Annotated in this window: 20 protein-coding genes; 7 read left to right on the forward strand and 13 right to left on the reverse strand. The window is 64.5% G+C overall.

All coding sequences use genetic code 11. The annotated features are described in order from the left end of the window. Window positions 1-16: 16 nt before the first annotated feature. The 6 genes from AC0L27_RS01960 to ltnD form a co-directional block, all read right to left on the reverse strand. A complete protein-coding gene (locus tag AC0L27_RS01960) occupies window positions 17-1,219 on the reverse strand; it encodes an efflux RND transporter periplasmic adaptor subunit (protein ID WP_354056421.1) in 1,203 nt (400 codons plus the stop codon). Then, window positions 1,206-4,385 carry an efflux RND transporter permease subunit gene (locus AC0L27_RS01965; protein WP_354207036.1) on the reverse strand — a complete coding sequence of 1,060 codons (3,180 nt, stop codon included), beginning with the start codon at window positions 4,383-4,385 and terminating at the stop codon, window positions 1,206-1,208. Before AC0L27_RS01965 ends, AC0L27_RS01960 begins: the two co-directional genes overlap by 14 nt. 246 nt (window positions 4,386-4,631) lie before the next feature. Further along, on the reverse strand, window positions 4,632-6,323 hold the full coding sequence (locus tag AC0L27_RS01970) for a methyl-accepting chemotaxis protein (protein ID WP_354207038.1): 1,692 nt from the start codon (window positions 6,321-6,323) through the stop codon (window positions 4,632-4,634). Window positions 6,324-6,490: 167 nt separating this feature from the next. After that, a complete protein-coding gene (gene otnK / locus AC0L27_RS01975; protein ID WP_354207040.1) occupies window positions 6,491-7,780 on the reverse strand; it encodes a 3-oxo-tetronate kinase in 1,290 nt (429 codons plus the stop codon). Next, a complete protein-coding gene (gene otnI / locus AC0L27_RS01980) occupies window positions 7,777-8,559 on the reverse strand; it encodes a 2-oxo-tetronate isomerase (protein WP_275170541.1) in 783 nt (260 codons plus the stop codon). Before otnI ends, otnK begins: the two co-directional genes overlap by 4 nt. Window positions 8,560-8,573: 14 nt before the next feature. Then, window positions 8,574-9,491, reverse strand: a complete 918-nt coding sequence (ltnD, locus tag AC0L27_RS01985; protein ID WP_354207043.1) for an L-threonate dehydrogenase — start codon at window positions 9,489-9,491, stop codon at window positions 8,574-8,576. A gap of 103 nt (window positions 9,492-9,594) precedes the next feature. Here ltnD and otnC point away from each other — a divergent pair, with 103 nt between their 5' ends. After that, complete coding sequence (otnC, locus tag AC0L27_RS01990) at window positions 9,595-10,263, forward strand: 3-oxo-tetronate 4-phosphate decarboxylase (protein WP_354207045.1); 669 nt, start codon at window positions 9,595-9,597, stop codon at window positions 10,261-10,263. Window positions 10,264-10,422: 159 nt separating this feature from the next. Here otnC and AC0L27_RS01995 read toward each other — a convergent pair whose 3' ends face one another. The 6 genes from AC0L27_RS01995 to AC0L27_RS02020 all read right to left on the reverse strand — a co-directional run bounded on the left by AC0L27_RS01995 (window position 10,423) and on the right by AC0L27_RS02020 (window position 16,012). After that, on the reverse strand, window positions 10,423-11,127 hold the full coding sequence (locus AC0L27_RS01995; protein WP_007607963.1) for an ABC transporter ATP-binding protein: 705 nt from the start codon (window positions 11,125-11,127) through the stop codon (window positions 10,423-10,425). Continuing rightward, window positions 11,111-11,842 carry an ABC transporter ATP-binding protein gene (locus tag AC0L27_RS02000; protein WP_007593737.1) on the reverse strand — a complete coding sequence of 244 codons (732 nt, stop codon included), beginning with the start codon at window positions 11,840-11,842 and terminating at the stop codon, window positions 11,111-11,113. The genes AC0L27_RS01995 and AC0L27_RS02000 overlap by 17 nt, the downstream gene beginning before the upstream one ends. Beyond that, on the reverse strand, window positions 11,839-12,822 hold the full coding sequence (locus AC0L27_RS02005) for a branched-chain amino acid ABC transporter permease (RefSeq protein ID WP_275170537.1): 984 nt from the start codon (window positions 12,820-12,822) through the stop codon (window positions 11,839-11,841). Before AC0L27_RS02005 ends, AC0L27_RS02000 begins: the two co-directional genes overlap by 4 nt. Further along, the gene (locus tag AC0L27_RS02010) at window positions 12,822-13,700 is read right to left on the reverse strand and encodes a branched-chain amino acid ABC transporter permease (RefSeq protein WP_026233279.1); all 879 of its coding nucleotides are present in this window, start codon (window positions 13,698-13,700) and stop codon (window positions 12,822-12,824) included. The genes AC0L27_RS02005 and AC0L27_RS02010 overlap by 1 nt, the downstream gene beginning before the upstream one ends. A 162-nt stretch (window positions 13,701-13,862) precedes the next feature. Continuing rightward, a complete protein-coding gene (locus AC0L27_RS02015) occupies window positions 13,863-15,107 on the reverse strand; it encodes an ABC transporter substrate-binding protein (RefSeq protein WP_354056439.1) in 1,245 nt (414 codons plus the stop codon). Window positions 15,108-15,196: 89 nt separating this feature from the next. Continuing rightward, window positions 15,197-16,012 (reverse strand): putative hydro-lyase, encoded by an 816-nt coding sequence (locus tag AC0L27_RS02020; RefSeq protein WP_354207049.1) that lies wholly within the window; start codon window positions 16,010-16,012, stop codon window positions 15,197-15,199. Between the two features lie 119 nt (window positions 16,013-16,131). On the opposite strand from AC0L27_RS02020, the gene AC0L27_RS02025 reads away from it, so the two are divergent. The 4 genes from AC0L27_RS02025 (at window position 16,132) to AC0L27_RS02040 (ending at window position 20,388) form a co-directional block, all read left to right on the forward strand. Further along, the gene (locus tag AC0L27_RS02025) at window positions 16,132-17,049 is read left to right on the forward strand and encodes a LysR family transcriptional regulator (RefSeq protein WP_473317885.1); all 918 of its coding nucleotides are present in this window, start codon (window positions 16,132-16,134) and stop codon (window positions 17,047-17,049) included. 79 nt (window positions 17,050-17,128) lie between these two features. Then, the gene (locus AC0L27_RS02030) at window positions 17,129-18,379 is read left to right on the forward strand and encodes a Zn-dependent hydrolase (RefSeq protein WP_354056442.1); all 1,251 of its coding nucleotides are present in this window, start codon (window positions 17,129-17,131) and stop codon (window positions 18,377-18,379) included. A 12-nt stretch (window positions 18,380-18,391) separates the two neighbouring features. Further along, entirely contained in the window at window positions 18,392-19,303 is a 912-nt protein-coding gene (locus tag AC0L27_RS02035) for an NAD(P)-dependent oxidoreductase (protein WP_354207052.1), read from the forward strand. Between the two features lie 11 nt (window positions 19,304-19,314). Next, window positions 19,315-20,388, forward strand: coding sequence for a malate/lactate/ureidoglycolate dehydrogenase (locus tag AC0L27_RS02040; RefSeq protein WP_354254053.1), 1,074 nt, complete (start codon window positions 19,315-19,317; stop codon window positions 20,386-20,388). 186 nt (window positions 20,389-20,574) lie between these two features. Here AC0L27_RS02040 and AC0L27_RS02045 read toward each other — a convergent pair whose 3' ends face one another. Further along, window positions 20,575-21,648, reverse strand: a complete 1,074-nt coding sequence (locus tag AC0L27_RS02045; protein ID WP_354207056.1) for a tartrate dehydrogenase — start codon at window positions 21,646-21,648, stop codon at window positions 20,575-20,577. 158 nt (window positions 21,649-21,806) lie between these two features. Between AC0L27_RS02045 and AC0L27_RS02050 the strand changes: the two genes are divergently transcribed. Then, the gene (locus AC0L27_RS02050) at window positions 21,807-22,583 is read left to right on the forward strand and encodes an SDR family oxidoreductase (RefSeq protein WP_354207058.1); all 777 of its coding nucleotides are present in this window, start codon (window positions 21,807-21,809) and stop codon (window positions 22,581-22,583) included. Window positions 22,584-22,699: 116 nt separating this feature from the next. Beyond that, window positions 22,700-24,118, forward strand: coding sequence for an amidase (locus AC0L27_RS02055; protein WP_473317886.1), 1,419 nt, complete (start codon window positions 22,700-22,702; stop codon window positions 24,116-24,118). Window positions 24,119-24,158 lie beyond the last annotated feature (40 nt).

Consider the following 24,158-nt stretch of genomic DNA (forward strand, 5'->3'; position numbering starts at 1 on the left):
ACCCTACAGGACCGCCCTACCCCTTCGGCGCCTGCTTCTCCGACGCCGTCGCCGGCTTGCCCTTGGCGCCGGCGCCGGTCACGCGGACCTGGTCGCCGTCGGAGAGGCCGTCCGGTGGTGCGGTGATGACGCGGTCGTCGGGCGCGATACCCGAGGCGAGCTCGATCTCCTTGCCAAGATCGCGCGCGATGGTCACCGGCTTGAACAGCACCTTGTCGTCCGCACCGACGGTCGCAACGCGCAGGCCGCTGCCGTTGAAGATCAGCGCGCTGGCGGGAATGCTGAGCGGCGCGGTGTCGCGCTGCAGGCTGAGCTTCACGCTGGCGTAGCCGCCGGGCATCAGCTCACCTGCGGAATTGTCGAGACCAAGTTGCATGCGCGTCGTGCCGGAGGCGACATCAACCGCCTGCGAGGAAGCCTCCACCGTCGCCTGGAAAGTCCGGTTCGGATACTCCGGCAGCACGATGGCGGCCTTGGCGCCGATCTTGATCGCGGGCACGTAGTTCTGGGGAACGTTGATGTAGACGCGCAGCTTGGTGATGTCGGAGACCACGAACATCGCCGGGCCCGAGCCCCCGCCCGAATTGATCAGCGCACCGACGTCGGTGTCGCGCGCCGTGACCACACCGTCGAACGGAGCGGTGATCTTCTTGTAACCGGCCAGCGCTTCAAGGCGCTCGACATTGGCCTGGCCCGAGCGAACCGCCGCGTTCTTGTTGGAGAGATCGGCGGTACGCTCGTCGATCTCCTGCGCGGAGACGAAGTTGGAGGCAACCAGCGTCTTGCGGCGGTTGAGGGTGGCTTCCGACAGCCTGGCACTGGACTGCTGGCTAGCGAGGTCGGCGCGGGCCTGAAGCAGTTGCTGGTCGAGGTCGGGCGCCTCGATCTCGGCGATCACCTGACCGGCCTTCACCCGTGCACCGATGTCGGCGCTCCAGCTTTTGAGATAGCCGGGAACGCGGGCAAAGATCGGCGCGCGATAATAGGCTTCGAGGCGGCCCGGTAAATCGATGGTGGAATTGAGGGCCTTGGCGTTGGGCAGCGTCACCGCGACGCTGGGAACAGCCTGGTCATCGGTCCATGCCTTCAGTCTGGAGCCCTGCTCCTCGCGGGCGCGGATGCCGGTGCCCACGACCAAGCCTGCCGCGATCAGCGCCACCACGCCGAAAATGCCCAGTTTCCGGTGCGACACCGGGGAGCGGGGTTCAGTGGGCGACATGCGGAGACTCCGATGAGGCGGCGGCTTTGGCGCCTTGCTTCTTGTGGACCATGCTGAACACCACGGGAACAAACATCAACGTGGCGAAAGTTGCAAAGATCAGGCCGCCGATCACGGCGCGGCCGAGCGGCGCATTCTGCTCGCCGCCCTCGCCGAGTCCGAGGGCCATGGGCGCCATGCCGATGATCATGGCGAGCGCGGTCATCAGCACCGGGCGGAACCGGACGAAGCCGGCCTCGAGCGCCGCGGCGATGGGATCGCCGAGCTCTTCGTAGCGCTCGCGGGCGAACGAGATCACGAGCACGCTGTTGGCGGTGGCAACGCCCATGCACATGATGGCGCCGGTCAGCGCCGGGACCGACAGCGTCGTCTCGGTGGCGAACAACATCCAGACGATGCCGGCGAGTGCGGCGGGCAGCGCCGTGATGATCACGAAGGGATCGGACCAGGACTGGAAGTTCACGACGATCAGGAAATAGATCAGGACGACCGCCCCGAGCAGGCCGAACAACAGGCCGGTGAAGGCGCTGTTCATGGTCTGCACCTGGCCAAGCAGCACCACGGAAGAGCCTTTCGGCACCTCCTTGGCGGTGTCGGCAATCACCTGGCGGATGTCGGTCGCGACCGCACCGAGATCGCGGCCCGAGGTCGTGGCGAAGATCTGCACCATCGACTGGATGTCGTATTGCGAGACCACCGCGCTCGAGGTCGAGCGCCTGATGTCGGCGATGCCGCCGAGGATCGGCGACTGCGAATTGCCGGCGGCCGTGATCGGCAGCGTCTGAAGCGCGCTGAGCGAATCCATCTGGTATTGCGGCGTCTGCATCACGATCGAATAGGACACGCCGTTATCCGGATTGAGGTAGTAGGTCGGCGCCACCTGCGAGGAGCCGGCAAGGTTAACCACGAGACTGTTGGTGACGTCGCGCTCGGTCAGGCCGACATATTGCGCGCGGGTGCGGTCGACATCGATGTTGAAGGTCGGATTGTTCGGCGACTGCTGGATGCGCGCATCCGCGACGCCGGGAATCCTGCGGACCTTGGCCAGCAGATTGTTGGCATAAGCGAAGTTGGCGCTGAGATTGGCACCGCGGATCTGCAGGTCGATCGGCGCCGGCGCGCCGAAGTTCAGGATCTGGCTGACGATGTCGGCCGGCAGGAAGGCGAAGCTGACGCCGGGGAACAGCCGCGGAAGTTGCTCACGCAGCACGCGCACATGCTCATCGGTCGGCTTGTGGCCTTCCTTCAGCTTGATCTGGATGTCGCCATCCTGCGGGCCGATCACGCCGGTGTTGTTGTAGGTCATGTTGATGCCGGAGATCGGCATGCCGATGTTGTCGGTCAGCGTTTCGATCTCGCCCGGGATCAGCTTGCGGATCGCCTTCTGCACGTCGGCGAGCTGGTTCGCGGTCTCCTCGACGCGGGTGCCGACCTGGGTGCGGACATGCATCAGGATGTTGCCGGCATCGACCGCCGGGAAGAAGTTGCGTCCGAGGAACGGCACCAGCGCGAAGGACGCGCCGACCACGCAGAGGAAGCCGATCACGAACAGTGGACGGTGCGCAAGCGCGAGCCCGAGGAAATTGTGATAGCCGCCGCGAATGCGCTCGAAGCGAGCCTCGAAGCCGCGCTGGAACCACACCAGGGGATTGCGCGACTTCGGCGGGCCGTCCTCGTGATGGACATGTGCCTGCAACAAATAGTTCGCCATGGTCGGCACCAGCGTACGCGACAGCAGGAACGACCAGATCATCGCGAACATCACCGCTTCCGCCATCGGCACGAACAGGAAGCGCGCCACGCCGGTGAGGAAGAACATCGGTACGAACACGATGCAAATGCAGAGCAGCGAAACAAAAGCCGGCGTCACGATCTGGTTGGCGCCGTCGAGGATCGACTGCTCGACCGGCTTGCCCTGTTCCAGATGGTAGTTGATGTTTTCGATCGTGACGGTGGCGTCGTCGACGAGAATGCCGACCGCGAGCGCGAGGCCGCCGAGTGTCATGATGTTGAGCGTCTCGCCGATCGCCGACAGCATGATGATGGCGCCGAGCACGGAGAGCGGGATCGAGACCGCGATGATGACGGTCGAGCGCCAGCTGCCGAGGAACAGCAGGATCATGATGCTGGTGAGCAGCGCCGCGATCACGCCTTCGACCGCGACGCCTTCGATGGCGCCGCGGACGAACACCGACTGATCGCCGATGAAGCCGATCTTGAGCGCGTCCGGAAGCTGGTCCTTGACGTCGATCACCTTCTGCTTGATGCCCGCGATGATGTCGAGCGTCGAGGTCGCGCCCGCCTTCAGCACCATCATCAGCACCGAGCGGTTGCCGTCGACATGGACGATGTTGGTCTGCGGCGGGTTGCCGTCCCTGACGGTCGCGACGTCGCGCACATAGACCATCGCGCCGTTGACGGTCTTGATCGGGAGATTGCCGAGCTCCTCGAGCTTCAGCGGCGAGTTGTTGAGCTGAATGATGTATTCGAACTGCCCGATCTTCTGGGTGCCGACAGGCGTGATCAGGTTCTGGGCCGCAAGCGCATTGGCGACGTCCTGGCCGGACAGGCCCCGGGCCTGGAGCGCGGTGGGGTCGAGGTCGATCTGGACCTGGCGCTGCTTGCCGCCGAACGGATAGGGGATAGCTGCGCCAGGCACGGTGACCAGCGGCGTACGGAGCTGGTTGATGCCGATATCGGCGAGGTTCTGCTCTGTCAGCCCGTCACCCGACAGCGCCACCTGGACGATCGGCACGGTGGAGGCGGAGTAGTTCAGGATCAGGGGCGGCGTCGCGCCCGGCGGCATCTGCTTGATCAGCGTCTGCGAGATCGCGGTGACCTGCGCATTGGCGGTGCGGATGTCGACGTTCGGCTGGAAGAATATCTTGATAATGCCAAAGCCGTTATAGGAATTGGCGGTGATGTGCTCGATGTCGTTGACCGTCGTCGTCAGCGCGCGCTGGAACGGCGTGGTGATGCGGCCCGACATCTGGTCGGGCGGCAGGCCGGTGTATTGCCAGACCACGCCGATCACGGGGATGCGGATGTCCGGGAAGATGTCGGTCGGCGTCCGCAGCGCCGCCAGCGGTCCGATGATCAGAAGCAGGAGCGCGAGCACGACAAACGTGTAGGGCCGGCTCAGGGCAATACGGACCAGAGCAATCATTCGTTGGGCAATTCCAGATCAGGGACAGGAAACACCGCCCCCGCGGGTTCCTCGGCTGATTTACCTGAAGACCGCCCAAATGGCCAACGACGCCGCGTCACGTGCGGTAACTTCCCTGCTATCGCACTGCGAAATCGCATTCCAGATATGCAGCTCATGCCCGAAAGATGACAGAAGCCGCTGTCCCCCGCGTAAAAAAAGCGGCGCCCGAAGGACGCCGCTTTCAGGAATTTCGTGCCCGCCGGCCTAAGCGGCGCGGACGTTGGTCAGGAACTTGCTGACCTCGGTCTTGAGCCGGCCGGAGTCGTTGGACAGCATCTGCGCCGCCGACAGCACCTGTGAGGAAGCCGTGCCGGTCTCGGTTGCGCCGCGCTGCACGTCGGTGATGTTGGATGAGACCTGCTGGGTGCCCTGCGCCGCCTGCTGGACGTTGCGGGCGATCTCCTGGGTCGCCGCGCCCTGCTCTTCCACGGCCGCCGCGATCGCTGACGAGATCTCCGACAGACGCTCGATGGTCGACGAGATCTCCTTGATGGCGCCGACCGAGTCATTGGTCGCCGCCTGGATGCCGGAGATCTGCTGGCCGATCTCACCGGTGGCCTTCGCGGTCTGCTCGGCGAGCGCCTTCACCTCGGAGGCCACCACTGCAAAGCCGCGGCCGGCTTCGCCGGCACGTGCGGCTTCGATGGTCGCGTTCAGCGCCAGCAGGTTGGTCTGGCCGGCGATGGTGTTGATGAGCTCGACGACGTCGCCGATGCGCGAGGCCGCCTTCGAGAGCTCGCTGACGCGTTCGGTGGTGGAGCGCGCCTGGCCGACGGCATCGCCCGCCATCCGCGCCGATTCCTGCACCTGGCGGCTGATCTCGCTCACCGATGAAGCCATCTCCTCGGTCGCCGAGGCCACCGACTGCACGTTGGTCGAGGCTTCCTCCGACGCTCCGGCAACCGTGGTCGCCAGCCGCTGCGAGCGATCGGCAGTGGAGGTCAGCGTCGAGGCGGAGGCCTCGAGCTGGATCGAGGCCGAAGACACGGTTTGGACGATCTCGCCGATCATGGTTTCGAATTCGCGGGTGATGTTGTCGACGCGGCGACCGCGCTCGATCTTGGCTTCGGCATCGGCGGCGGCAGCCTCGTCGGCGGCCTTCTTGGCGATCAGCGCTTCCTTGAAGATCTGGAGCACGTCGGCCATGGCGCCGATCTCGGTCTTCTCACCGCGGTGCGGGACTTCGGCGGAAAGGTCGCCCTTGCCGAGCGCCTGCATCGGCTCGGTAATCGAGTTGATGCCGTTCGAGACGTCCTGGACGAGGTAGAAGCCGACGCCAATCCCGATGATGACGGCCGCGCCGAGAATGATCGAGACCAGCATGAAGGCATAATTGTAGCTATCTGCAGCGTCCTGAGCCGCCTGGTCTCCACCCTTGGTGTTCAGCTCGATGTCCTTCCTCAGGACCTCGTCGGCCTGAAGCCCGATCTTGTTGACCGTCTTCGTGTTCAGCTCATGCGCTTCGTGCGGGACCTTGCCGGCGTCCTTGCGCGACAGCGCCATGACCTCCTGGGTGCCCTTCTTGTACTCCTCCCAGAGCTTCGACCATTCTCCGTAGAGCGCCCGCTCTTCAGGCGAGGTGATCATGCCTTCATAAGTTTTGCGAAACTTCATGTTGGCCTCAATCACGGTCGCGAGCGTCTTTTCCATCGCGAGCTTCTCGTCCAGCGTTTCCGATAGCATATGCTCTCGGATGACGTTGCGGTAAGTGATCACGCCGGCACGCAGGTCGCCGAGCACGCGCACGCTGGGCATCCAGCTCGTGGTGATGTCGACGGTGTTGGCATTCATCGACCGCATCTTCATGACGGCGAGCAGACCCATGCCGGCCATCGCGACCAGCAGGAACGCCACGACACTGATGATCTTGGCGCGAATGGAAATGGTGGCGAGCATATGGAGTCTCTTGTGCTGGCGCGGCGGCGCGTCCGGAAATTCTACGAATCAACCTAAGGGAGCAGCACCGACATCCAACACGAGAGCACCTGAGCAGATGTTAACGACGACTCCGTACAAGTACGAAGCCCGAAACAAATGAACAGGGCGCTAAAAATGCCCTGCGCCTAGCGCATGAGCCCAAGCGCGTCGGAGAAAAACTCCGCGCCGCCGAAGTTTCCGGACTTCAAGGCGAGCAACATGTCGCTTTTTTCAGCACCGACCGCGCGCAGCACCGGAACGCCCGCCGCGATCTCCGCTCCCACGAGAAAGCCGGGAATCCTCAACCGATCGACCACGGCGCCGGATGTCTCTCCGCCGGCAACGACCAGGCGCTTGACGCCGGCTTGCACCAGACCCTCGGCGATGTCGGCCATCGCCTGCTCGATGGCATGACCGGCCGCGTCGCGACCATGGCGCGCCTGGAGCGCGGCGACCTGATCGGGCGTCGAGCTCGATGCGATCAGAACCGGACCGTCCGCCAGTCGCGGCTTCGCCCAGGCCAGCGCGCGCTGCGCCTCGTCCTCGCCCGTAGTTATACGGTCCGGATCGAGATGCAGCACCGGCATGACACGCTCCGCATTGGCAATCTGCTGAAGCGTCGCCTGCGAGCAGCTTCCGGCAAGGCACGCCGCCGGTCCGCCGACCGCTGCCCCCGCCTCGCTGCTCGCCGCGGTCGATGTGACCTTGCCTGTCGACACCAGCGCTCGCGCCAGCCCAAGACCCATGCCGGAGGCGCCGACCGACACCCGATGCTGGACAGCGACGAGGCCGATGGTCTCAAGGTCGCGGTCGAACACGGCGTCGATGATCGCCGCGCCGACACCCTTGCTGGCGAGTTCGGCCAGCCGCGCCCGCACGGCATCCGCGCCGCGCGTGACGGTTGCGAGGTCGACGAGGCCGATTTGTGTCCTGCTCTGGCGCGCCAGCACGCGCACCAGATCGGAATCGCGCATCGGGTTGAGCGGATGGTCCTTCAGCGGGCTCTCGTTCAGCGGCACGGCGCCGACGAACAGATTGCCCTGGTAGACGGTGCGGCCGGTCTCCGGAAAGGCCGGCGTCACCAGCACGGTCGCCTCGCCGCAATCGGCGCGCAGCGCGTCCATCACCGGGCCGATGTTGCCGGCATCGGTGGAATCGAAGGTCGAGCAGATCTTGAAGAGTACGTGGCTCGCACCGCGGCCGCGCAGCCATGTCTCGGCCGCGCGCGAGCGCGACACGGCGAGGCCGGCCTCGATCGAACGGCTCTTCAGCGACACCACGACGGCGTCGACCTCGGGCAGCGCAAGATCGTCCGCGGGCACGCCGATGGTCTGCACGGTGCGCAGGCCCGCGCGCGTCAGCGTGTTGGCGAGGTCGGAGGCGCCGGTGTAGTCGTCGGCAATGCAGCCAAGAGATATTTTCGCTGCAAATGTCACGGCTTCACTCCCGCATAAGGCCTGAACCAGGCAAGGCCGTCGGTGGTCTTGCCGCGCGGATTATATTCGCAGCCGACGAAGCCGGCATAGCCGAGCCGGTCGAGTTCGTCGAACAGGAACGGATAGTTCAGCTCCTCGCCGTCAGGCTCGTTGCGCGAGGGGATGCTAGCGATCTGGATGTGGCCGATGAGCGGCATCATCTCGCGCAGCCGCATCGTGACGTCGCCATGGATGATCTGGCAGTGATAGATGTCGAACTGGAGCTTGAGGTTCGGAAGCCGCAGCTCCTGGATCAGGTCGCGCGCGAATCCGAAATCGTTGAGGAAATAGCCGGGCACGTTGCGCGCATTGATCGGCTCGAGCACGATGTCGATGCCGTGCGGCGCAAAGAACTCGGCGGCCCACGCCACCGATTTATAGAACGCCTCGATCGCGACGCGCTCGCCACGGTTGGCGATCCCCGCCATCAAATGCAGCCGCTTGACGCCGGTCGCCTTGGCGTAGGGCAGCGCCGTCTCCAGGCTCGCCTTCAGCTCGGGGAATCGCGACGGGAGTGCCGCAAAGCCCTTCTCGCCGGCATTCCAGTCGCCCGGCGGCAGGTTGAACAGCGCCTGGGTCAAGCCGTTGCGCTTGAGCCGCTCGCCGACCGCTTCGGCCGGATGCTCATAGGGAAAGAGAAACTCGACGGCGGTGAAGCCGGCTGCCGCAGCGGCATCGAAGCGATCGAGGAACGGCACCTCGGTGAACATCATCGAGAGATTGGCGGCGAAACGGGGCATGGGAATCCTCTTTTCTACTTGTCGCCGGGAAGCTTGACGCCGGTGACCTGCGCATACATTCGCGCCACCGAGGCGTCGTCGTCGCGGCCCATGCCGGCGGCTGATGTCATCAAGAACATCTGGAGCGCCGCGGCGGAGACCGGAACCGGGAATCTGGCACTGCGCGCCATGTCCTGGATGATGCCGAGGTCCTTGACGAAGATCTCGACCGCACTGCGCGGCGTGTAATCGCCGTCGAGCACGTGCGGCATGCGGTTTTCGAACATCCAGGAGTTTCCGGCGGACGCCGTGATCACCTCATAGACCTTGCGGATGTCGAGACCTTGCTTGGCCGCGAATGCGATCGCCTCGCTGGCCGCGGCGATATGCACGCCCGCGAGCAACTGGTTGATCATCTTGAATGCGGCGCCCTGGCCTGCGGCATCGCCGAGCTCGTAGAGCTTTGCGGCCATGGCATCGAGCGCGGGCCGCGCTTTCTCAAACGCAGCCGGACTGCCGGAGGCGAGGATCGTCAGCTCGCCCTGCGCTGCGCGCTGCGCCCCGCCGGAGATCGGCGCATCCAGATAGTGCCGGCCGGTCGCCTCCAACTGCTTGGCGAGACGCTGCGCCACGTCGGGATCCATGGTTGCCGACGACAGGAAGACGCTGTCCTTGGCCATGGTTTCGGCGACGCCATCCTTGCCGAACAGGATCGTCTCGGTCTGCGCGGCATTGACGACGACGCTGACGACGATGTCGGCGCCCTTGGCGGCTTCAGCCGGCGTCTTGGCGCCCGCGCCGCCCTCCGTCACGAAACGCGCGACCGCATCAGCCGAGACGTCGCAGCCGGTGACGACATGACCGGCGCGCTTCAGCGAGGTCGCCATGCCAAACCCCATCGAGCCGAGCCCGATGACGGCGATGCGCTGATTCTGTGACGTGGAGGCGGACATACAACTGATCCTTGCGACGTTTCCCGGAGGGCCGCCCTTTGCGGCAGCTTGGCAACCGAATAACACGGCTTGGCCGCGCTGCCAAAGCGTGAGACAAACGGACATGACGGCCATGAGCAACGAGACGCGGCTGCGCGAAGACATTTGCCGCTTCGGACGGTCCCTGTTTGAGCGTGGGCTGACGCCCGGCTCCTCCGGCAATATCAGCGTCAGGCTGGACGGTGGCGGCTGGCTGGTGACGCCGACCAATGCCTCGCTGGGCTTTCTCGATCCCGCAAAACTGTCGCAGCTGGACGATCAGGGCCGATTGGTTTCGGGCGATGCGCCGACCAAGGAAGTTCCGCTGCACACCGCGCTCTACGCCACGCGCGGGAGCGCAAGGGCGATCGTGCATCTGCATTCCACCCATTCGGTCGCGCTGTCGATGCTCCCGGAGATCGACCCGCGAGCCGCGCTGCCGCCGATGACGGCCTATTATCTGATGAAATGCGGCGCCACCGCGCTCGTGCCTTATTACCGTCCCGGCGATCCCGCGGTCGCCGATGCGATCAGGGGGCTGGCGGGAAAATACTCATCCGTGCTGCTCGCCAATCACGGCCCGGTCGTCGCGGGCGACACGTTGGAAGCCGCCGTGTTCGCCACCGAGGAGCTGGAGGAGACGGCGAAGCTGTATCTGTTGCTGCGCGGGACGAATCCGCGGTATTTGTCTCCGGAGCAGGTGACGGATCTGGTGAAGGTGTTCGGGGTATCGCTGCCGGAGCATGGGCACTAACCACACGTACCGCCGTCATCCTGAGGTGCGAGTGGCGCGATGCGAAGCATCGTGCCGGGAGCCTCGAAGGATGGGCTACAGGCGCTTGCGGCTCATCCTTCGAGGCGCGCGAAGGGCGCGCACCTCAGGATGACGGTAAAGATTGCTGCGGCAGTCTAGTTACAGCCCCAGATACGCCTTGCGCACGTCCGGATTGCCCTTGATCTCGCTTGCTGCGCCCTGCATCAGCACGCGGCCGGTTTGCAGGATGTAGGCGCGGTCGGCTATCTCCAGACATTCCGCCATGCGCTGCTCGACGATCAGCACGGTCATACCGGCATCGCGGATGCGCTTGACGGCCTGGAAGATTTCGTCGACCAGCTTCGGCATGATGCCCTGCGAGGGCTCGTCCAGCATCAATAGCCGCGGGCGCGTCATCAGTGCGCGGCCGATCGCGAGCATCTGCTGCTCGCCGCCGGAGAGCGTCTCGGCGCGCTGCTCAAGGCGTTCCGAGAGACGCGGAAACAGCTGGAACACGAGATCGAGCGGACTCTCGCGGTCGGCCTCGCCGCGATAGAGATAGCTGCCGAGGCGCAGATTGTCGCGCACGGAGAGGCGCGGAAACAGGCGGCGATTCTCCGGCACATAGGCGATGCCCGTGGCGGTGATATGATGCTGCGCCATGCCGTCGAGGCGCTTGCCGTCGAACGTTACCGTGCCCGAACGCGGTCGCTCGGCGCCGGCGATGGATTTCAGTAGCGTCGACTTGCCCGCGCCGTTGGCGCCGGCGACGCAGACGATCTCGCCCTTGGCGACCTCGATGCTGACCGCGGAGATCGCGACCAGGCCCTGATAGGCGGTCGTGACTTCACGCACCGACAGCATGACGATCTCCCAGATATGCGCTGATCACCTTGGGATCGCGGACGATTTCAGTGGGCTTGCCCTCGACCAGCACCTTGCCGAGGTCGAGCACGATGGCGCGATCGACCAGCGGCATCACGATCTCCATGACATGCTCGACCATCAGCACGGTGATGCCGGCATCACGCACCTTGCGCACCAGCGCCACACCGGTCTGCGCCTCCGTCGGCGTAAGACCAGTGAGGACTTCGTCGAGCAGCAGCAGCTTTGGTTCGGTCGCAAGCGCGCGCGCGACTTCGAGGCGGCGCTTTTCGGCCGGCACGAGGTCGCTCGCGAGCACGTTGGCGCGCGCGGCAAGGCCGGTGAACTCCAGCACCTCATGCGCCTTGCGGCGGGCCTCGCGCATCACGGTGTTGCGCACGAGCGCACCGACGATGACGTTGTCGATGACAGTCATGGTCTCGAAGCTCTTGACGACCTGGAAGGTGCGACCGACGCCGCGCTGGCAGCGCTCGGCGGCCGGCATGCTGGTGACATCCTCGCCGTCGAACCAGATCGAGCCTTGCGTCGGCGGCAGCACGCCGGCGATGAGATTGAACAGCGTCGACTTGCCGGCGCCGTTCGGGCCGATCAGGCCGACGATCTCGCCGCGGCCGACTGAGATCGAGACGTCGCTGTTGGCGACGAGGCCGCCGAACCGCTGCCAGACGCCGCGGGTTTCAAGCAGCGGGGTCATCGCGTCGCTCCCTTCCGCTTCGCACGAGAGAACAGACTCACCAGACCCTGCGGCAGAGCGAGCGAAATCAGCACGATCAGCGTGCCGTAGACGATCAGGTCGACGCCGCGGCCGGAGCCGCCGATATAGGAGCGCGTCAGCTCCGTCATCGGGATCAGGATGGCCGCCCCCAACACGGGCCCCCAGAGAGTGCCGATGCCGCCGAGCACGGCCGGCAACGCCATCAGCAGCGAGAACTGGAAGCCCATGACGCTTTCAGGATCGATATAGGCAAGAAACTGCGCATAGAAGGCGCCGCCGATGGCAACGAGGAAAGCGGAGACGGCAGCCGCGCCCATCTTGGAGTTGAACACGACGACGCCGAGGCTCTCGGCCGCTTCCGGATTGTCCTTCACCGCGCGCCACCAGAAGCCCCATTTGGAGTCCTCCAGCCACCAGGTGACGAACCAGGCGAGGCTGCACAGCACCAGCGCGAAATAGAAGTATGGCAGCTTGCTGCGCATGAACTGGAATTTCAGCCAGCTGTCGCCGCGCACCGGAATGGTGATTCCCATCGCGGCCCCCGCCCATTCCCAGTTCTGGAACAGCAGCAGCCCGATCTCGGCGATCACGATGGTCGCGATCACGAAGTAATGGCCGCGCAAGCGGAAGAAGGGATAGCCGAGCCCCATCGCGATCGCGGCCGCGACTGCGCCGCCGGCGAGCATGCCGAACCATGGCAGCACGCCGAACTTGGTGAACAGGAGCTCGGTGGTGTAGGCGCCGATGCCGAAATAGAGCGCATGTCCCAGCGAGATCTGCCCGCAATAGCCGGAGAGAATATTCCAGCTCTGCGACAGCGCCGCATACATCAAGGTCAGGATCAGGATATTCTGGACGTAGACGTCCTTGATGAACAGGGGAGCGAGCGCCGCCAGGGCGGTCAGCACCGCGGCGATGATGAGGTCGCGGCGGCGCCGCGTGGCGAAATCCTTGTCCATCACATCGATCCGAACAGGCCGCGCGGCCGGATGAAGACGACCAGCAGGTAGACAGCGTAAATGCCGACCGATTTCAGCGACGGCGGCAGCACCAGCGCGGTGGTGGCCTCGACGAGGCCGACGATGATCCCGCCGGCGAAAGCGCCGAACACGCTGCCGAAGCCGCCGAGCGCGACTGTGACGTAGGCGATCAGCGCAAAGGACGCGCCGACGTCGGGATAGATATAGAAGAAGCTTGCCATGATCGCTCCGGCGAGGCCGACCAGCGCGGCACCAAGCCCCCAGCCGAGCGCGAACACGCGGTTCTTGTCGATGCCGACGAGGGCCACCGCGCCGGGATCTTCACGTGTGGCCTCCAGCGCGCGACCGAAATCGGTGCGATGGATGAAGAAGTAGAGGCCGGCAAAGGCCAGGATCGAAACCAGCGCACCCATGAGCTGCGGCTCGGGCAGGAAGACGCCGGCGATCGAGATCGTCTTGCCGCCGAGCCAGGACTGCGGAACGCTGCGATAGTCGGGCGTGAAGAAGAACTGGGCGAGGCCGCGCATCACGATGGCGAGGCCGAAGGTGGAGAAGATCTGCACCATGCCGGCATTGGCCTTGGCCCGCATGGCGAAGCGTACGATCAACAAATAGACCACCGCTCCGAACACGAACAGCGCGGCGGCCACCAGCGGCGCCGACAGCAAGGGGTCGATGGCGAAGAACGTGAACAGGAAGAAGCTCACATACATCGCGATCATCAGGAACTCGCCATGGGCGAAGTTCACGACGTCCATCAGGCCGAAGATCAGCGCGAGGCCGACGGCGATCAGTCCGTAGAGCAGGCCCATGAGAAGGCCGCTCGCGAGACTTTGGATAATAGTTTGGGCTGTCACCGGTGGTCCCCTGCTCGAAATATCATCGTCTGCTCCGTCATTGCGAACGAAGCGAAGCAATCCAGAATCTCGTCGCGGAGACAGTCTGGATTGCTTCGTCGCTTCGCTCCTCGCAATGACGAGGCTCTTGCGACGATCTCGATTGCTCGCCTGCTTCGCCGCTTACTTCATCGGCCAGATCGCCTCGGCGATCGCGGCCTGCGGCGGGAAGATGGTGACGAACTTGCCGCCGACATATTGCAGGAGCACCGGGTCAGCGTCGTTGTTCTGGCCCATCTCATCGAACTTGACGCGTTTCCAGGGCATGATGGTCTGCTCGCCCGGGATGTCGGTGGCGGCCAGCGCGTCGCGGATCTTCTCGCCGTCGGTCGACTTGGCGCGGCTGATGGCGTCGGCGAGGATGATCAGGCCCATGAACTGACGCGAGGTGAGATCGTTGAAATCCTTGCCCGACCGCGTCTTGAACATATCGTTGATCTTGCCGACCATCGGGCGCTTCTGCGCGAGATCGAGCGAGAAGGTGCCGCGCGAGATCACGCCTTCGAGCTTGTCGCCGACGGCGTCGTAGAGCGCCTTCTCGGAGAAGCCGGCGTCCTGCGCCACGATCGCGTTCGGCTTGTAACCGAGCTCGCCCATGGTCTTCACCAGCAGGATGCCATCGGTGGTGTAGCTCGAGGGCATCAGCACGTCGGCGTTCGCGCTCTTGAGCTGCTGCACCTCGGCCGAGAGCGAGGGCGAGTTGGCGCGATACTTGATGTCGGAAACGATCTTGTAACCGCGCTCGCCGGCGATCTTGGCCTGGGCGTTGCCGGAATCGGTGCCGAAGATGGTGTCCTCGTGGAACAGCGACAGCGTCTCGATCTTGGTGCCCTTCTTCTTCAAGGCATCGAAGAAGTCGAACATCGCGGCCGAGTACATCTCGTCGTGCGGCGAGGCGCGGAAGTAATATTTCAGGCCGCGGCGATGCAGGCTTGGCGAGGAGTTGTCGGCGGAGACGAACGGGATCTGATAACGCTCGCAGATCTGGCTGACCGTGACGGCGACCGCGCTCTGATAGGTGCCGATGATGGCGCAGACCTTCTCCTGCGTGATCAGGCGCTCGGCTTCGGCACGGCCCTTCTGCGGATCGGCCTGATGGTCGGCGAACACGAGGCGCACTTTTGCGCCGCCGAGGCCCGGCAGGCCCTCGCCCTTGGCCAGCGGCAGGTCGAAATCCGTGGCCTTGTTGATGACCTCGAGCGCGGTCTCATACGCCTTCTGCGCGTCGACGCCCTGCTGCGCGCTGCCGCCGGAGAACGGATAGATCACGCCGATCACGACTTCCGAAGTCTGTGCGCGCGCTGCCAGCGGCACCAGCGCGGCCGTAGCGGTGGCTCCCAACAATACGTCGCGGCGAGTGATCGTCATGGCAAGGTCCTCTGTTACTGAATTTCGGCTGATCGAATGAAGCGATTGATGGATGCGGTAAAGCTCGAAGAAGCAGCAAATGCTGCCCACTAAATCACGGCCATGGTCCTGTTCTTGAGATCCGTCACCAGCATCAGGCCCGGCGAATGCGTGATCGCGAACGGCAGCTTTGCGGCGTTGATGACCGATTGCGGCGTCACGCCGCACGCCCAGAACACCGGAATCTCGTCGTCGGCGACCGGCACCGGATCGCCATAATCGGGCTTGGCGATGTCCTTGATGCCGATCAGATGCGGATGGCCGAGATGCACGGGCGCGCCATGGACAGCCGGATAGCGCGAGGTGATCTGCACCGCGCGGATCGCATCCGCCGGCTTGAACGGACGCATCGACACCACCATGGGACCGGCGAAGGGACCGGACTCGCCGCAGGCGATGTTGGTGCGATACATCGACACACGCACATTGTGCTCGATGTGGCGGATCGGCATGCCCTCGTCGAGCAGCGCCTCTTCAAACGAGAAGGAGCAGCCGAGCACGAAGGTCACGAGATCGTCGCGCCAGTATTGGGTGACGTCGGTCGGCTCGTCCACCACCTCGCCGTCGCGCCAGACGCGATAACGCGGCACGTCGGTGCGGATGTCGAGATCGGCGCCCAGCGCCGGGATGTGCGGACTGCCGACGTCGGACATGCCGATGATCGGGCACGGCTTCGGATTGAGCTGGCAGAAGCGGTGAAAGGCACCGGCATATTCGGCCGGCAGGATCGCCAGATTGCCCTGGACGAAGCCGGGGGCAACGCCGGCGGTGGAGGCGACCAGCCCCTCGCGGTAGGCGAGCCGCGCCTTGCGGCTCGGGAGCGTGTCGGGCGTTTCAGTTTGCTGCACTGCCACCAAAACAGTCATGGGATCGACCTGCCTATAAACTCGACAAAGACAAGCCAACACCACGCGTGCTATAAAGTCTAATCTTCCTTTCTAATCAATATCGATAAATTTCATTTATCGGACGGGAAATCCTTCCAATGCTGGACTTCAGATCGATCGAGACGTTTCTTTGGGTTGTGAAGCTCGGCAGCTTTCGCGGCGCCGCAGCACGCCTCAACACGACCCAGCCGGCGATCTCCCAGCGCATCGCCCAGCTCGAGCGCGAGATGGGTGTGAAGCTCCTGAATCGCGACCATCGCGTGGCCTCGCCGACACCGAGCGGCCGGCAGATGATGATCTACGCGGAGAAGCTGATCGGCCTGCGGGCCGCGATGATCGCTGAGATCGGCGATCGCTCGGCGATGCGCGGCGTGATGCGGCTCGGCGTCGCCGAAACCATCGTGCACACCTGGCTGCCGCGGCTGGTGAAGAGCATGAACGAGGTCTACCCGAACCTGTCGCTGGAGATCGAGGTCGACATCACGCCGAACCTGACCGCGCGCCTGCTCGCGCAGGAGATCGAGCTGGCGTTCGTGGTCGGGCCGCTGTCGGCCTCCGGCGTCCACAACCGCGTGCTCGCCGATTATCCGATCGGCTTTCTGGCAAGTCCTTCGCTCGGGCTCGGCAAGGGTCCAGTGACGCCGGCGGATCTCGCGCGCTTTCCGATCATCACCTTCCCGCGCAAGACCAAGCCTTACGAGGTCGTGCGCGAAGTGTTCGATCGGCCGGAGCTGCCGCCGATCCGGCTGCACGCCTCCGCCTCGCTTGCGACCGTCATCCACATGGCGGTGGAGGGCCTCGGCATCGCCGTGATCCCCGACGCCATCGTCGAGAGCGAGCTCGCAGACGGGCGGTTGCAACTGCTCGACACCGATCTCAAAATCGCGCCGCTGACATTCACCGCGAGCTGGCTCGCCTCGCCGGATGTCGTGGCGGTGGAACGGGTCGCCGAGCTTGCATGTCAGATCGCGCAGAGCAGCCTCGCAGTTGACGCGCCCGCGCCGGCGCGTCATTGAAACAGGCGCCGGATTTTCTTTCGTCATTCGGGGCGCTCGAAGAGCGAACCCGGAATGACAGCTAAGATGGACTGACCGCATGAGCCGAGCCGCCACCAATTTGCAAATCGATTCCGCCCGCCTCTGGGGCTCCATCCACGAGACCGCGCAGTTCGGCGCGACGGCCAAGGGCGGCGTGCGGCGGCTGACGCTGAGCGCAGAGGACAAGCTGGTGCGCGACTGGTTCCGCAAGGCCTGCGAGGACGCCGGCTTAGAGGTGCACACCGACGCGCTCGGCTCGCAGTTCGGCCTGCGCAAAGGACGCGACATGTCGAAGCTGCCCGTCGGTATCGGCTCGCATCTCGATACGCAGCCCACCGGCGGCAAGTATGACGGCATCCTGGGAACGCTCGGTGCGCTCGAAGTGATCCGCACGCTGAACGACGCCGGCATCGAGACCGAGGCGCCGATCTGCGTCGTCAACTGGACCAACGAAGAGGGCTCGCGCTTCGCTCCTGCGATGATGGCCTCCGCCGCTTATGTCGGCGACTTCACCACCGACGACATCCTGTCGCGCAAGGACGTCGAAGGCGTCACCGTCGGCCAGGCGCTCGATGGCATCGGCTATCGCGGCGACAAGCCGGTCGGCTTCCAGAAGCTCGGCTGTTTCGTCGAGTTGCACATCGAGCAGGGTCCGATCCTGGAAGCCGAAGGCAAGACCATCGGCGTGGTCGATTCCGGCCAGGGCGTGCTCTGGTACGACGGCAAGATTTCCGGCTTCGAGAGCCATGCCGGATCGACCCCGATGCCGCTGCGGCGCGATGCGTTGGCGACGCTGTCCGAGATCGTGCTGGCGATGGAGGCCATTGCGAAGAGGCACGGGCCGAAGGCCGTCGGCACCATCGGCGAGGCCGTGATCGCAAACCCCTCCCGCAACGTCATTCCCGGCGAGATCGCCTTCACGATGGATTGCCGCAGTGCGGATGGCGCGATCATGGATGCGCTCGATCGCGATTTGCGCACCGCTATTGGCGAGATCGCCGCGCGCCGCAAGGTCGAGGTGAAGATCGACCTGGTCTGGCGCAAGCCGCCAACGCATTTCGATCCCAAGCTGATTGCTGCCGTCGAGAACGCGGCGAAGACGCTCGGCTACTCCTCTCGCCGCATCACCTCCGGCGCCGGCCACGACGCCTGCAATCTCAACACAATCATGCCCGCCGCAATGGTGTTCGTGCCCTGCAAGGACGGCATCAGCCATAACGAGCTGGAGGACGCCACGCAGCCCGATTGCGCCGCGGGCACCAACGTCCTCATGCACACTGTGCTGGCGATCGCCGGCGTCGCATCCTGACCGGAGAGAGCCATGCGCGGAGTTTTCGTCGACGCCAATGAAGCCTTGGCCGTAATCATGGAGCGGCTGGAGCAGCCCGGCGATCCCAAAGTGCGGATCCACAGGGATCCCGACATCAAGCCCGAGCAATATCCTGAAATCCTCGACGGCGCCGAAATCGCAATCGTCGACCACACCGCGCTGCCGACCGATGTCGCGAAGAAGTGCACAGGGCTGAAGCACGTCGTGTTCCTCGGCACCGGCGCGCGCAGCTACATGAACCCGGAAGAGCTCGCCGAGCTCGGCATCTCCGTGCACCTGATCAAGGGCTATGGCGACACGGCGGTGGCGGAATGCGCGATCGCGCTGATGTGGGCTTCGGCCCGCGTCATCGCGATGATGGACCGCGAGATGCGCGGCGGAAACTGGTTGCGCGAAGACGGCATGCAGCTCACCGGCAAGACGCTCGGCCTGATCGGCTTCGGCGGCATTGCCGGGGAAGTCGCGCGCATTGCCTCGGGCAGCGGCATGAAGGTGATCGCCTGGAACCGCTCGCCGAAGAGCTATCCGGGCGTGGAATTCGTCGATCTCGATTCGGTGTTGGCGAGAGCAGACGTCGTATCGCTGCATCTCCTGCTCAACGATGGGACGCGCGGCATGATCACCCGCGAGATGATCGCGAAGATGAAGCCGGGCGTCATCCTCATCAACACCGCCCGCGCCGCCGTCATCGACGAGGCCGCCATGATCGACGGGCTGAAGTCGGGCCACATCCGCCATGCCGGCCTCGACGTCTTCAATATCGAGCCATTGCCCGGCGATCATCCGCTGACAAAACTGCCGAACGTGACGTTGTCTGCGCATTCGGCGTTCCGGACCCCGGAGGCGAGCGAAAACCTGATTGGCGCGGCGTGGGAGCACTGCCGCCGGATCGTAAAGGGATAAGAGCAACAACAATGGCCGATTATCGCACCATCAAGGCACAGCCGCTCATCGAAGCCATCAGTGCCATCGTCAAGGCCGGCGGCTCCACGGACCGCGAGGCCGAGCTCGTGTCCACCAACCTGGTCGAGGCCAACCTCAAGGGACACGACTCCCACGGCGTCGGCATGATCCCGCGCTATGTCCAGAGCGTCACCACGGGCGGCCTCGCCGTGAACCAGCACGTCAAGATCGTGCTCGATACCGGTCCGCTTCTCACGCTCGACGGCCTCACCGGCTATGGGCAGGTCATCGGCCATGAAGCGATGGAGCTGGCGGCCGAGCGCGCCAAGCGCAACGGCGTGTGTCTCGTCGGCCTCTCCAACTCGCACCACATCGGGCGCATCGGCCACTGGGCCGAGCAGTGCATCGACCACGGGCTGGTCTCGATCCACTTCGTCAACGTGATCTCGCGTCCGATCGTGGCGCCGTGGGGCGGCAGCGATGGGCGCCACGGCACCAACCCGTTCTGCGTCGGCATCCCGCGCGCGGGCAAGGACCCCATCGTGCTCGACTTCGCCACCAGCAGGATCGCGCAGGGTAAGACCCGCGTCGCCCACAACAAGGGCGTCGAGCTCGAGCCCGGCACCATCATCGACAACGAGGGCAAGCCGACCACCAACCCGCGCTACACCGTGATCCCGCCGCACGGCGCCATCCTGCCGTTCGGCGAGCACAAGGGTTCGGGGCTCGCGCTGGTGTGCGAAATCCTCGGCGGCGCGCTCTCCGGCGGACAAGTGGTCAAGGGCCCATCCGATGGCAAGTACAACGTCCTCAACGGCATGCTCTCGATCATCATCGACCCCGGCAAGCTCGGCACCGCGGAGAATCTCGCACGCGAAGTCGAGAGCTTCGTCGCATGGCACACCGGCTCACCTCCGGCCCCCGGCGTCGACAAGGTGAAGATCGCGGGTGAGCCCGAACGCGAGACGAAGAAGAAGCGGCTCGCGGAAGGCATCCCGGTCGATCCGACCACGTGGCGGGAGATCCTGGAGGCCGGGAAGAAGTTTGGGTTGGATCAGGCGGCGATCGAAAAGATCGCGGGGTAGGCCATCACAACTGCTGTCGTCCCGGACAAGCGAAGCGAAGATCCGGGACCCATAACCCCAGGGAGATGTTTTGCGAAGACTCGCGGTTACCAGCGAGTACCGCAACTCCTCCCTGGGGTAATGGGTCCCGGCTCCCGTGCGCAATTGCGCACAAGGCCGGGACGACACCGTGGTTGATCGCTTGCTCTAATCCACCATCTCCGCAACCGCCTTGCCGCATACGGTCGTGTCGGCGTTGCCGCCGAGGTCCTTGGTGCGGAGCGTGCGCTCGGCCAGCGTGCGTTCGATCGCATCGACGATCGACTTGCCGGCTTCTTTCTCGCCGAGATGCTCGAGCATCATCGCGCCGGACCAGATTGCGCCGATCGGATTGGCGATGCCCTGTCCCGCGATATCGGGCGCCGAGCCGTGCACCGGCTCGAACACCGACGGGAAATTGCCCTCGGGGTTGATGTTGCCTGACGGCGCGATGCCGATGGTGCCGGTGCAGGCCGGGCCGAGATCGGACAGGATGTCACCAAACAGATTGGAGCCGACCACGACGTCGAACCAGTCCGGATGCAGCACGAAGTTCGCGGTCAGGATGTCGATGTGGTACTTGTCCCACTTCACGCCCGGAAACTTTTTCGCCATCGCCTCCACCCGCTCGTCCCAATAGGGCATGGTGATGGAGATGCCGTTCGACTTGGTCGCCGACGTCAGGTGCTTCTTCGGCCGCGACTGCGCGAGTTCGAATGCGAACTTCAGGATGCGGTCGACGCCAATGCGGGTCATCACGGTCTGCTGCGTCACGAACTCACGGTCGGTGTCCGGGAACATGCGGCCGCCGACGGAGGAATATTCGCCTTCGGTGTTCTCGCGCACCACCCAGAAATCAATGTCGCCGGGCTTGCGGTTGGCCAGTGGCGACGGCACGCCCGGCATCAGCCGCACGGGGCGCAAATTCACATACTGATCGAACTCGCGGCGGAACTTGATCAACGAGCCCCAGAGCGAGACGTGATCCGGAATCTTGGCCGGCCAACCGACCGCACCGAAGTAGATGGCATCGTGCTTGCCGATCTTTTCCTTCCAATCGTCCGGCATCATCTGGCCGTGCTTCTCGTAATAGTCCCAGGACGAGAAGTCGAAATGATCGAAATGAAGCGACACCCCGTGCTTCTTCGCCGCGGTCTCCAGAACGCGCAGACCCTCCGGCATCACTTCCTTGCCGATGCCGTCGCCGGGAATGACCGCGATCCGGTATTGTTTCTTGCTCATCGAGAACGTCCTTGATTGGTCCGGCAGCCGCCGCCTTTTTTGACCGCACTGCAATGGACCAAACGCGGCGGTAGTGCAACGCTGCACTGCAATGTTGACCATGGCGCGGCCGACCGCCTACTGATTTCATTCCTGTTCCTCTCCTGCGAGTAACTCCCATGGATCTGCATCTGCGTGGCAAGCGCGTCCTGATCACGGGCGCGTCCAAGGGCATCGGCGCAGCCGCCGCCGAGGCCTTTGCCGAGGAAGGCTGCCATCTCCTGCTCGCCGCCCGCAACGGCGATCAGCTCAAGGCTCTGGCCGAGCGCTTGCGCTCGGCGCAGCAGATCGATGCCGCCACCAGCATCGTGGATTTGCGCAAGAGCGAGGATTTGACGCGGCTCGCCAGGGAAGCCGCCGACATCGACGTGCTCGTCAACAATGCCGGCGACATTCCCGGCGGCTCCATCGACAAGATCGACGAGGCGACCTGGCGCCACGCCTGGGAATTGAAAGTGTTCGGCTACATCAACCTCACGCGCATGATCTATGCGCAGATGAAGGCGAAGGGCGGCGGCGTTATCGTCAACGACATCGGTGCCGCCGGCGAAAAATTCGACGCCAATTACATTTGCGGCAGCGCCGGCAATGCCGCGCTGATGGCCTTCACCCGCGCGCTCGGCGGCAAGAGCCTCGCCGACAACATCCGCGTGGTCGGCATCAATCCCGGCCCCGTCGGCACCGACCGTCACGTCACCCTGCTGAAGACGCGGGCAAAGCACCAGTTCGGCGACGAGAGCCGCTACAAGGAATTCCAGAAAAGCCTGCCGCTCGGCAGGCCTGCACATGCGCGCGAGATCGGCGATCTCATGGCGTTCCTCGCGTCGGATCGCGCAGGCTATACGTCCGGCGTGATTTACACGGTGGACGGCGGCATCAGCGCAGGATGGGGTTAACTCTATCCACGTCGTTGCGAGCGCAGCGACTTGTCCGCCGAAGCTTTAGCGAAGGCGGACAAGTCGCTTCACTCCTCGCAATGACGGAGCCCAGAACAAGCACAGGAGTAAGATAGTTGTCTCAAGAGTTGATCCGAGAAACCGCTTGCGCCGTCGTCGACAAGCTGCGGTCCGGCGACGTCTCGCCGCTGGAACTGTTGGATGCGCTGGAGAAGCGCATCGGCGAAGTCGATGGCAAGGTCAACGCGCTGCCGACGCTGTGCTTCGACCGCGCGCGGGAGAGCGCAAAGGCGCTGATGCGGAAGCCGGCCGGTGCGCGCGGCTTGCTCGCGGGTCTGCCAGTGCCGATCAAGGACCTGACCGATGTTGCAGGTGTGCTGAACACGCAGGGCTCGCCGATCTTCAAGGACAATGTGCCCAAGCAGTCCGACCTCATGGTGGAGAACCTCGAAGGTAACGGCGCGGTCGTCTACGCCAAATCCAACACGCCGGAGTTCGGCGCGGGCGCTAACACGTTCAACGAGGTGTTCGGCGCGACCCTCAATCCCTGGGATACATCCAAATCCGCAGCCGGCTCCTCGGGCGGCGCGGCCGTTGCGCTCGCGACCGGCATGGCTTGGCTCGCGCAGGGCTCCGACATGGGCGGCTCATTGCGCAGTCCCGCGGCGTTCTGCGGCGTCGTCGGCATGCGGCCGAGCATCGGCCGCGTCGCGCACACGCCGAAAGCGGCCATCGACCGCAATCTCGGCGTCGTTGGCCCGATGGCCCGCAACGTCGAGGATCTCGCGCTGCTGCTGGATGCCATGAGCGGCGATTATGCCGCCGACCCGCTGTCGCTGCCGGCGCCCTTGACGTCGTTTCTCTCGGCGGCGCAATCAGGCAACAAACCGAAGCGCATCGCCTACTCGCCGGACCTCGGTATCACGCCGGTCGATCCCGAAGTCAAAGCGATCACGCGAAAGGCGGCGGAACGCTTTGCCGAAGCCGGCGCCATCGTCGAGGAGGCGCATCCGGACTGGCGCGAGGCGCATGAGTGCTTCCACGTGCTGCGCGCGTTCGACTTCGCGATCAGCAAGGCGCAGCTGCTGCGCACCAAGCGCGACCTGCTCAAGCCCGAAGTGATCTGGAACATCGAGGAAGGCCTCAAGCTCACGATCGAGCAGCTCGAACGCGCCGAGTCACAGCGGGTCGGCATGACTGCGCGTGCGGTCGAGTTCTTCAAGAGCTACGATCTGCTGCTGGTACCGACCACTATCGTGCCGCCCTTCCCGATCGAGCACCGCTATGTCGCCGAATGCGCCGGCAAGAAGTTCGAGAATTACGTCGAATGGCTCGGCATCGTCTACGCCATCACGCTCGCCTGCTGTCCCGCGTTGTCGCTGCCGTGCAGCTTCACGGCGTCGGGCCTGCCGGTCGGCCTGCAGATCGTCGGGGCTCCGCGTGCGGACGCGCAGGTGATCGCCGGCGCGAAGGTGCTGGAGGATATTCTGGGTGTGCGCGGCACGACGCCGATTGAGCCGCGGGTGAAGAATTAGGACGAGGAAGGCTCAGCGGGCTCGGTAAACTCCCTCGCCC

It is taken from the genome of Bradyrhizobium sp. Ken51 (assembly GCF_055807435.1).

What these genes read in the sequence shown, in the direction of transcription:
- otnI (WP_275170541.1), bottom strand. Translation starts at nt 8,559, where the DNA reads ATGCCCCGTTTCGCCGCCAATCTCTCGATGATGTTCACCGAGGTGCCG.
- AC0L27_RS02050 (WP_354207058.1), top strand. Translation starts at nt 21,807, where the DNA reads ATGGATCTGCATCTGCGTGGCAAGCGCGTCCTGATCACGGGCGCGTCC.
- AC0L27_RS02025 (WP_473317885.1), top strand. Translation starts at nt 16,132, where the DNA reads ATGCTGGACTTCAGATCGATCGAGACGTTTCTTTGGGTTGTGAAGCTC.
- AC0L27_RS02020 (WP_354207049.1), bottom strand. Translation starts at nt 16,012, where the DNA reads ATGACTGTTTTGGTGGCAGTGCAGCAAACTGAAACGCCCGACACGCTC.
- AC0L27_RS02005 (WP_275170537.1), bottom strand. Translation starts at nt 12,822, where the DNA reads ATGGACAAGGATTTCGCCACGCGGCGCCGCCGCGACCTCATCATCGCC.
- ltnD (WP_354207043.1), bottom strand. Translation starts at nt 9,491, where the DNA reads ATGTCCGCCTCCACGTCACAGAATCAGCGCATCGCCGTCATCGGGCTC.
- AC0L27_RS01970 (WP_354207038.1), bottom strand. Translation starts at nt 6,323, where the DNA reads ATGCTCGCCACCATTTCCATTCGCGCCAAGATCATCAGTGTCGTGGCG.
- AC0L27_RS02045 (WP_354207056.1), bottom strand. Translation starts at nt 21,648, where the DNA reads ATGAGCAAGAAACAATACCGGATCGCGGTCATTCCCGGCGACGGCATC.
- AC0L27_RS02040 (WP_354254053.1), top strand. Translation starts at nt 19,315, where the DNA reads ATGGCCGATTATCGCACCATCAAGGCACAGCCGCTCATCGAAGCCATC.
- AC0L27_RS01995 (WP_007607963.1), bottom strand. Translation starts at nt 11,127, where the DNA reads ATGCTGTCGGTGCGTGAAGTCACGACCGCCTATCAGGGCCTGGTCGCG.
- AC0L27_RS02035 (WP_354207052.1), top strand. Translation starts at nt 18,392, where the DNA reads ATGCGCGGAGTTTTCGTCGACGCCAATGAAGCCTTGGCCGTAATCATG.
- AC0L27_RS02030 (WP_354056442.1), top strand. Translation starts at nt 17,129, where the DNA reads ATGAGCCGAGCCGCCACCAATTTGCAAATCGATTCCGCCCGCCTCTGG.
- AC0L27_RS01960 (WP_354056421.1), bottom strand. Translation starts at nt 1,219, where the DNA reads ATGTCGCCCACTGAACCCCGCTCCCCGGTGTCGCACCGGAAACTGGGC.
- otnC (WP_354207045.1), top strand. Translation starts at nt 9,595, where the DNA reads ATGACGGCCATGAGCAACGAGACGCGGCTGCGCGAAGACATTTGCCGC.
- AC0L27_RS02000 (WP_007593737.1), bottom strand. Translation starts at nt 11,842, where the DNA reads ATGACCCCGCTGCTTGAAACCCGCGGCGTCTGGCAGCGGTTCGGCGGC.
- AC0L27_RS01965 (WP_354207036.1), bottom strand. Translation starts at nt 4,385, where the DNA reads ATGATTGCTCTGGTCCGTATTGCCCTGAGCCGGCCCTACACGTTTGTC.
- AC0L27_RS02015 (WP_354056439.1), bottom strand. Translation starts at nt 15,107, where the DNA reads ATGACGATCACTCGCCGCGACGTATTGTTGGGAGCCACCGCTACGGCC.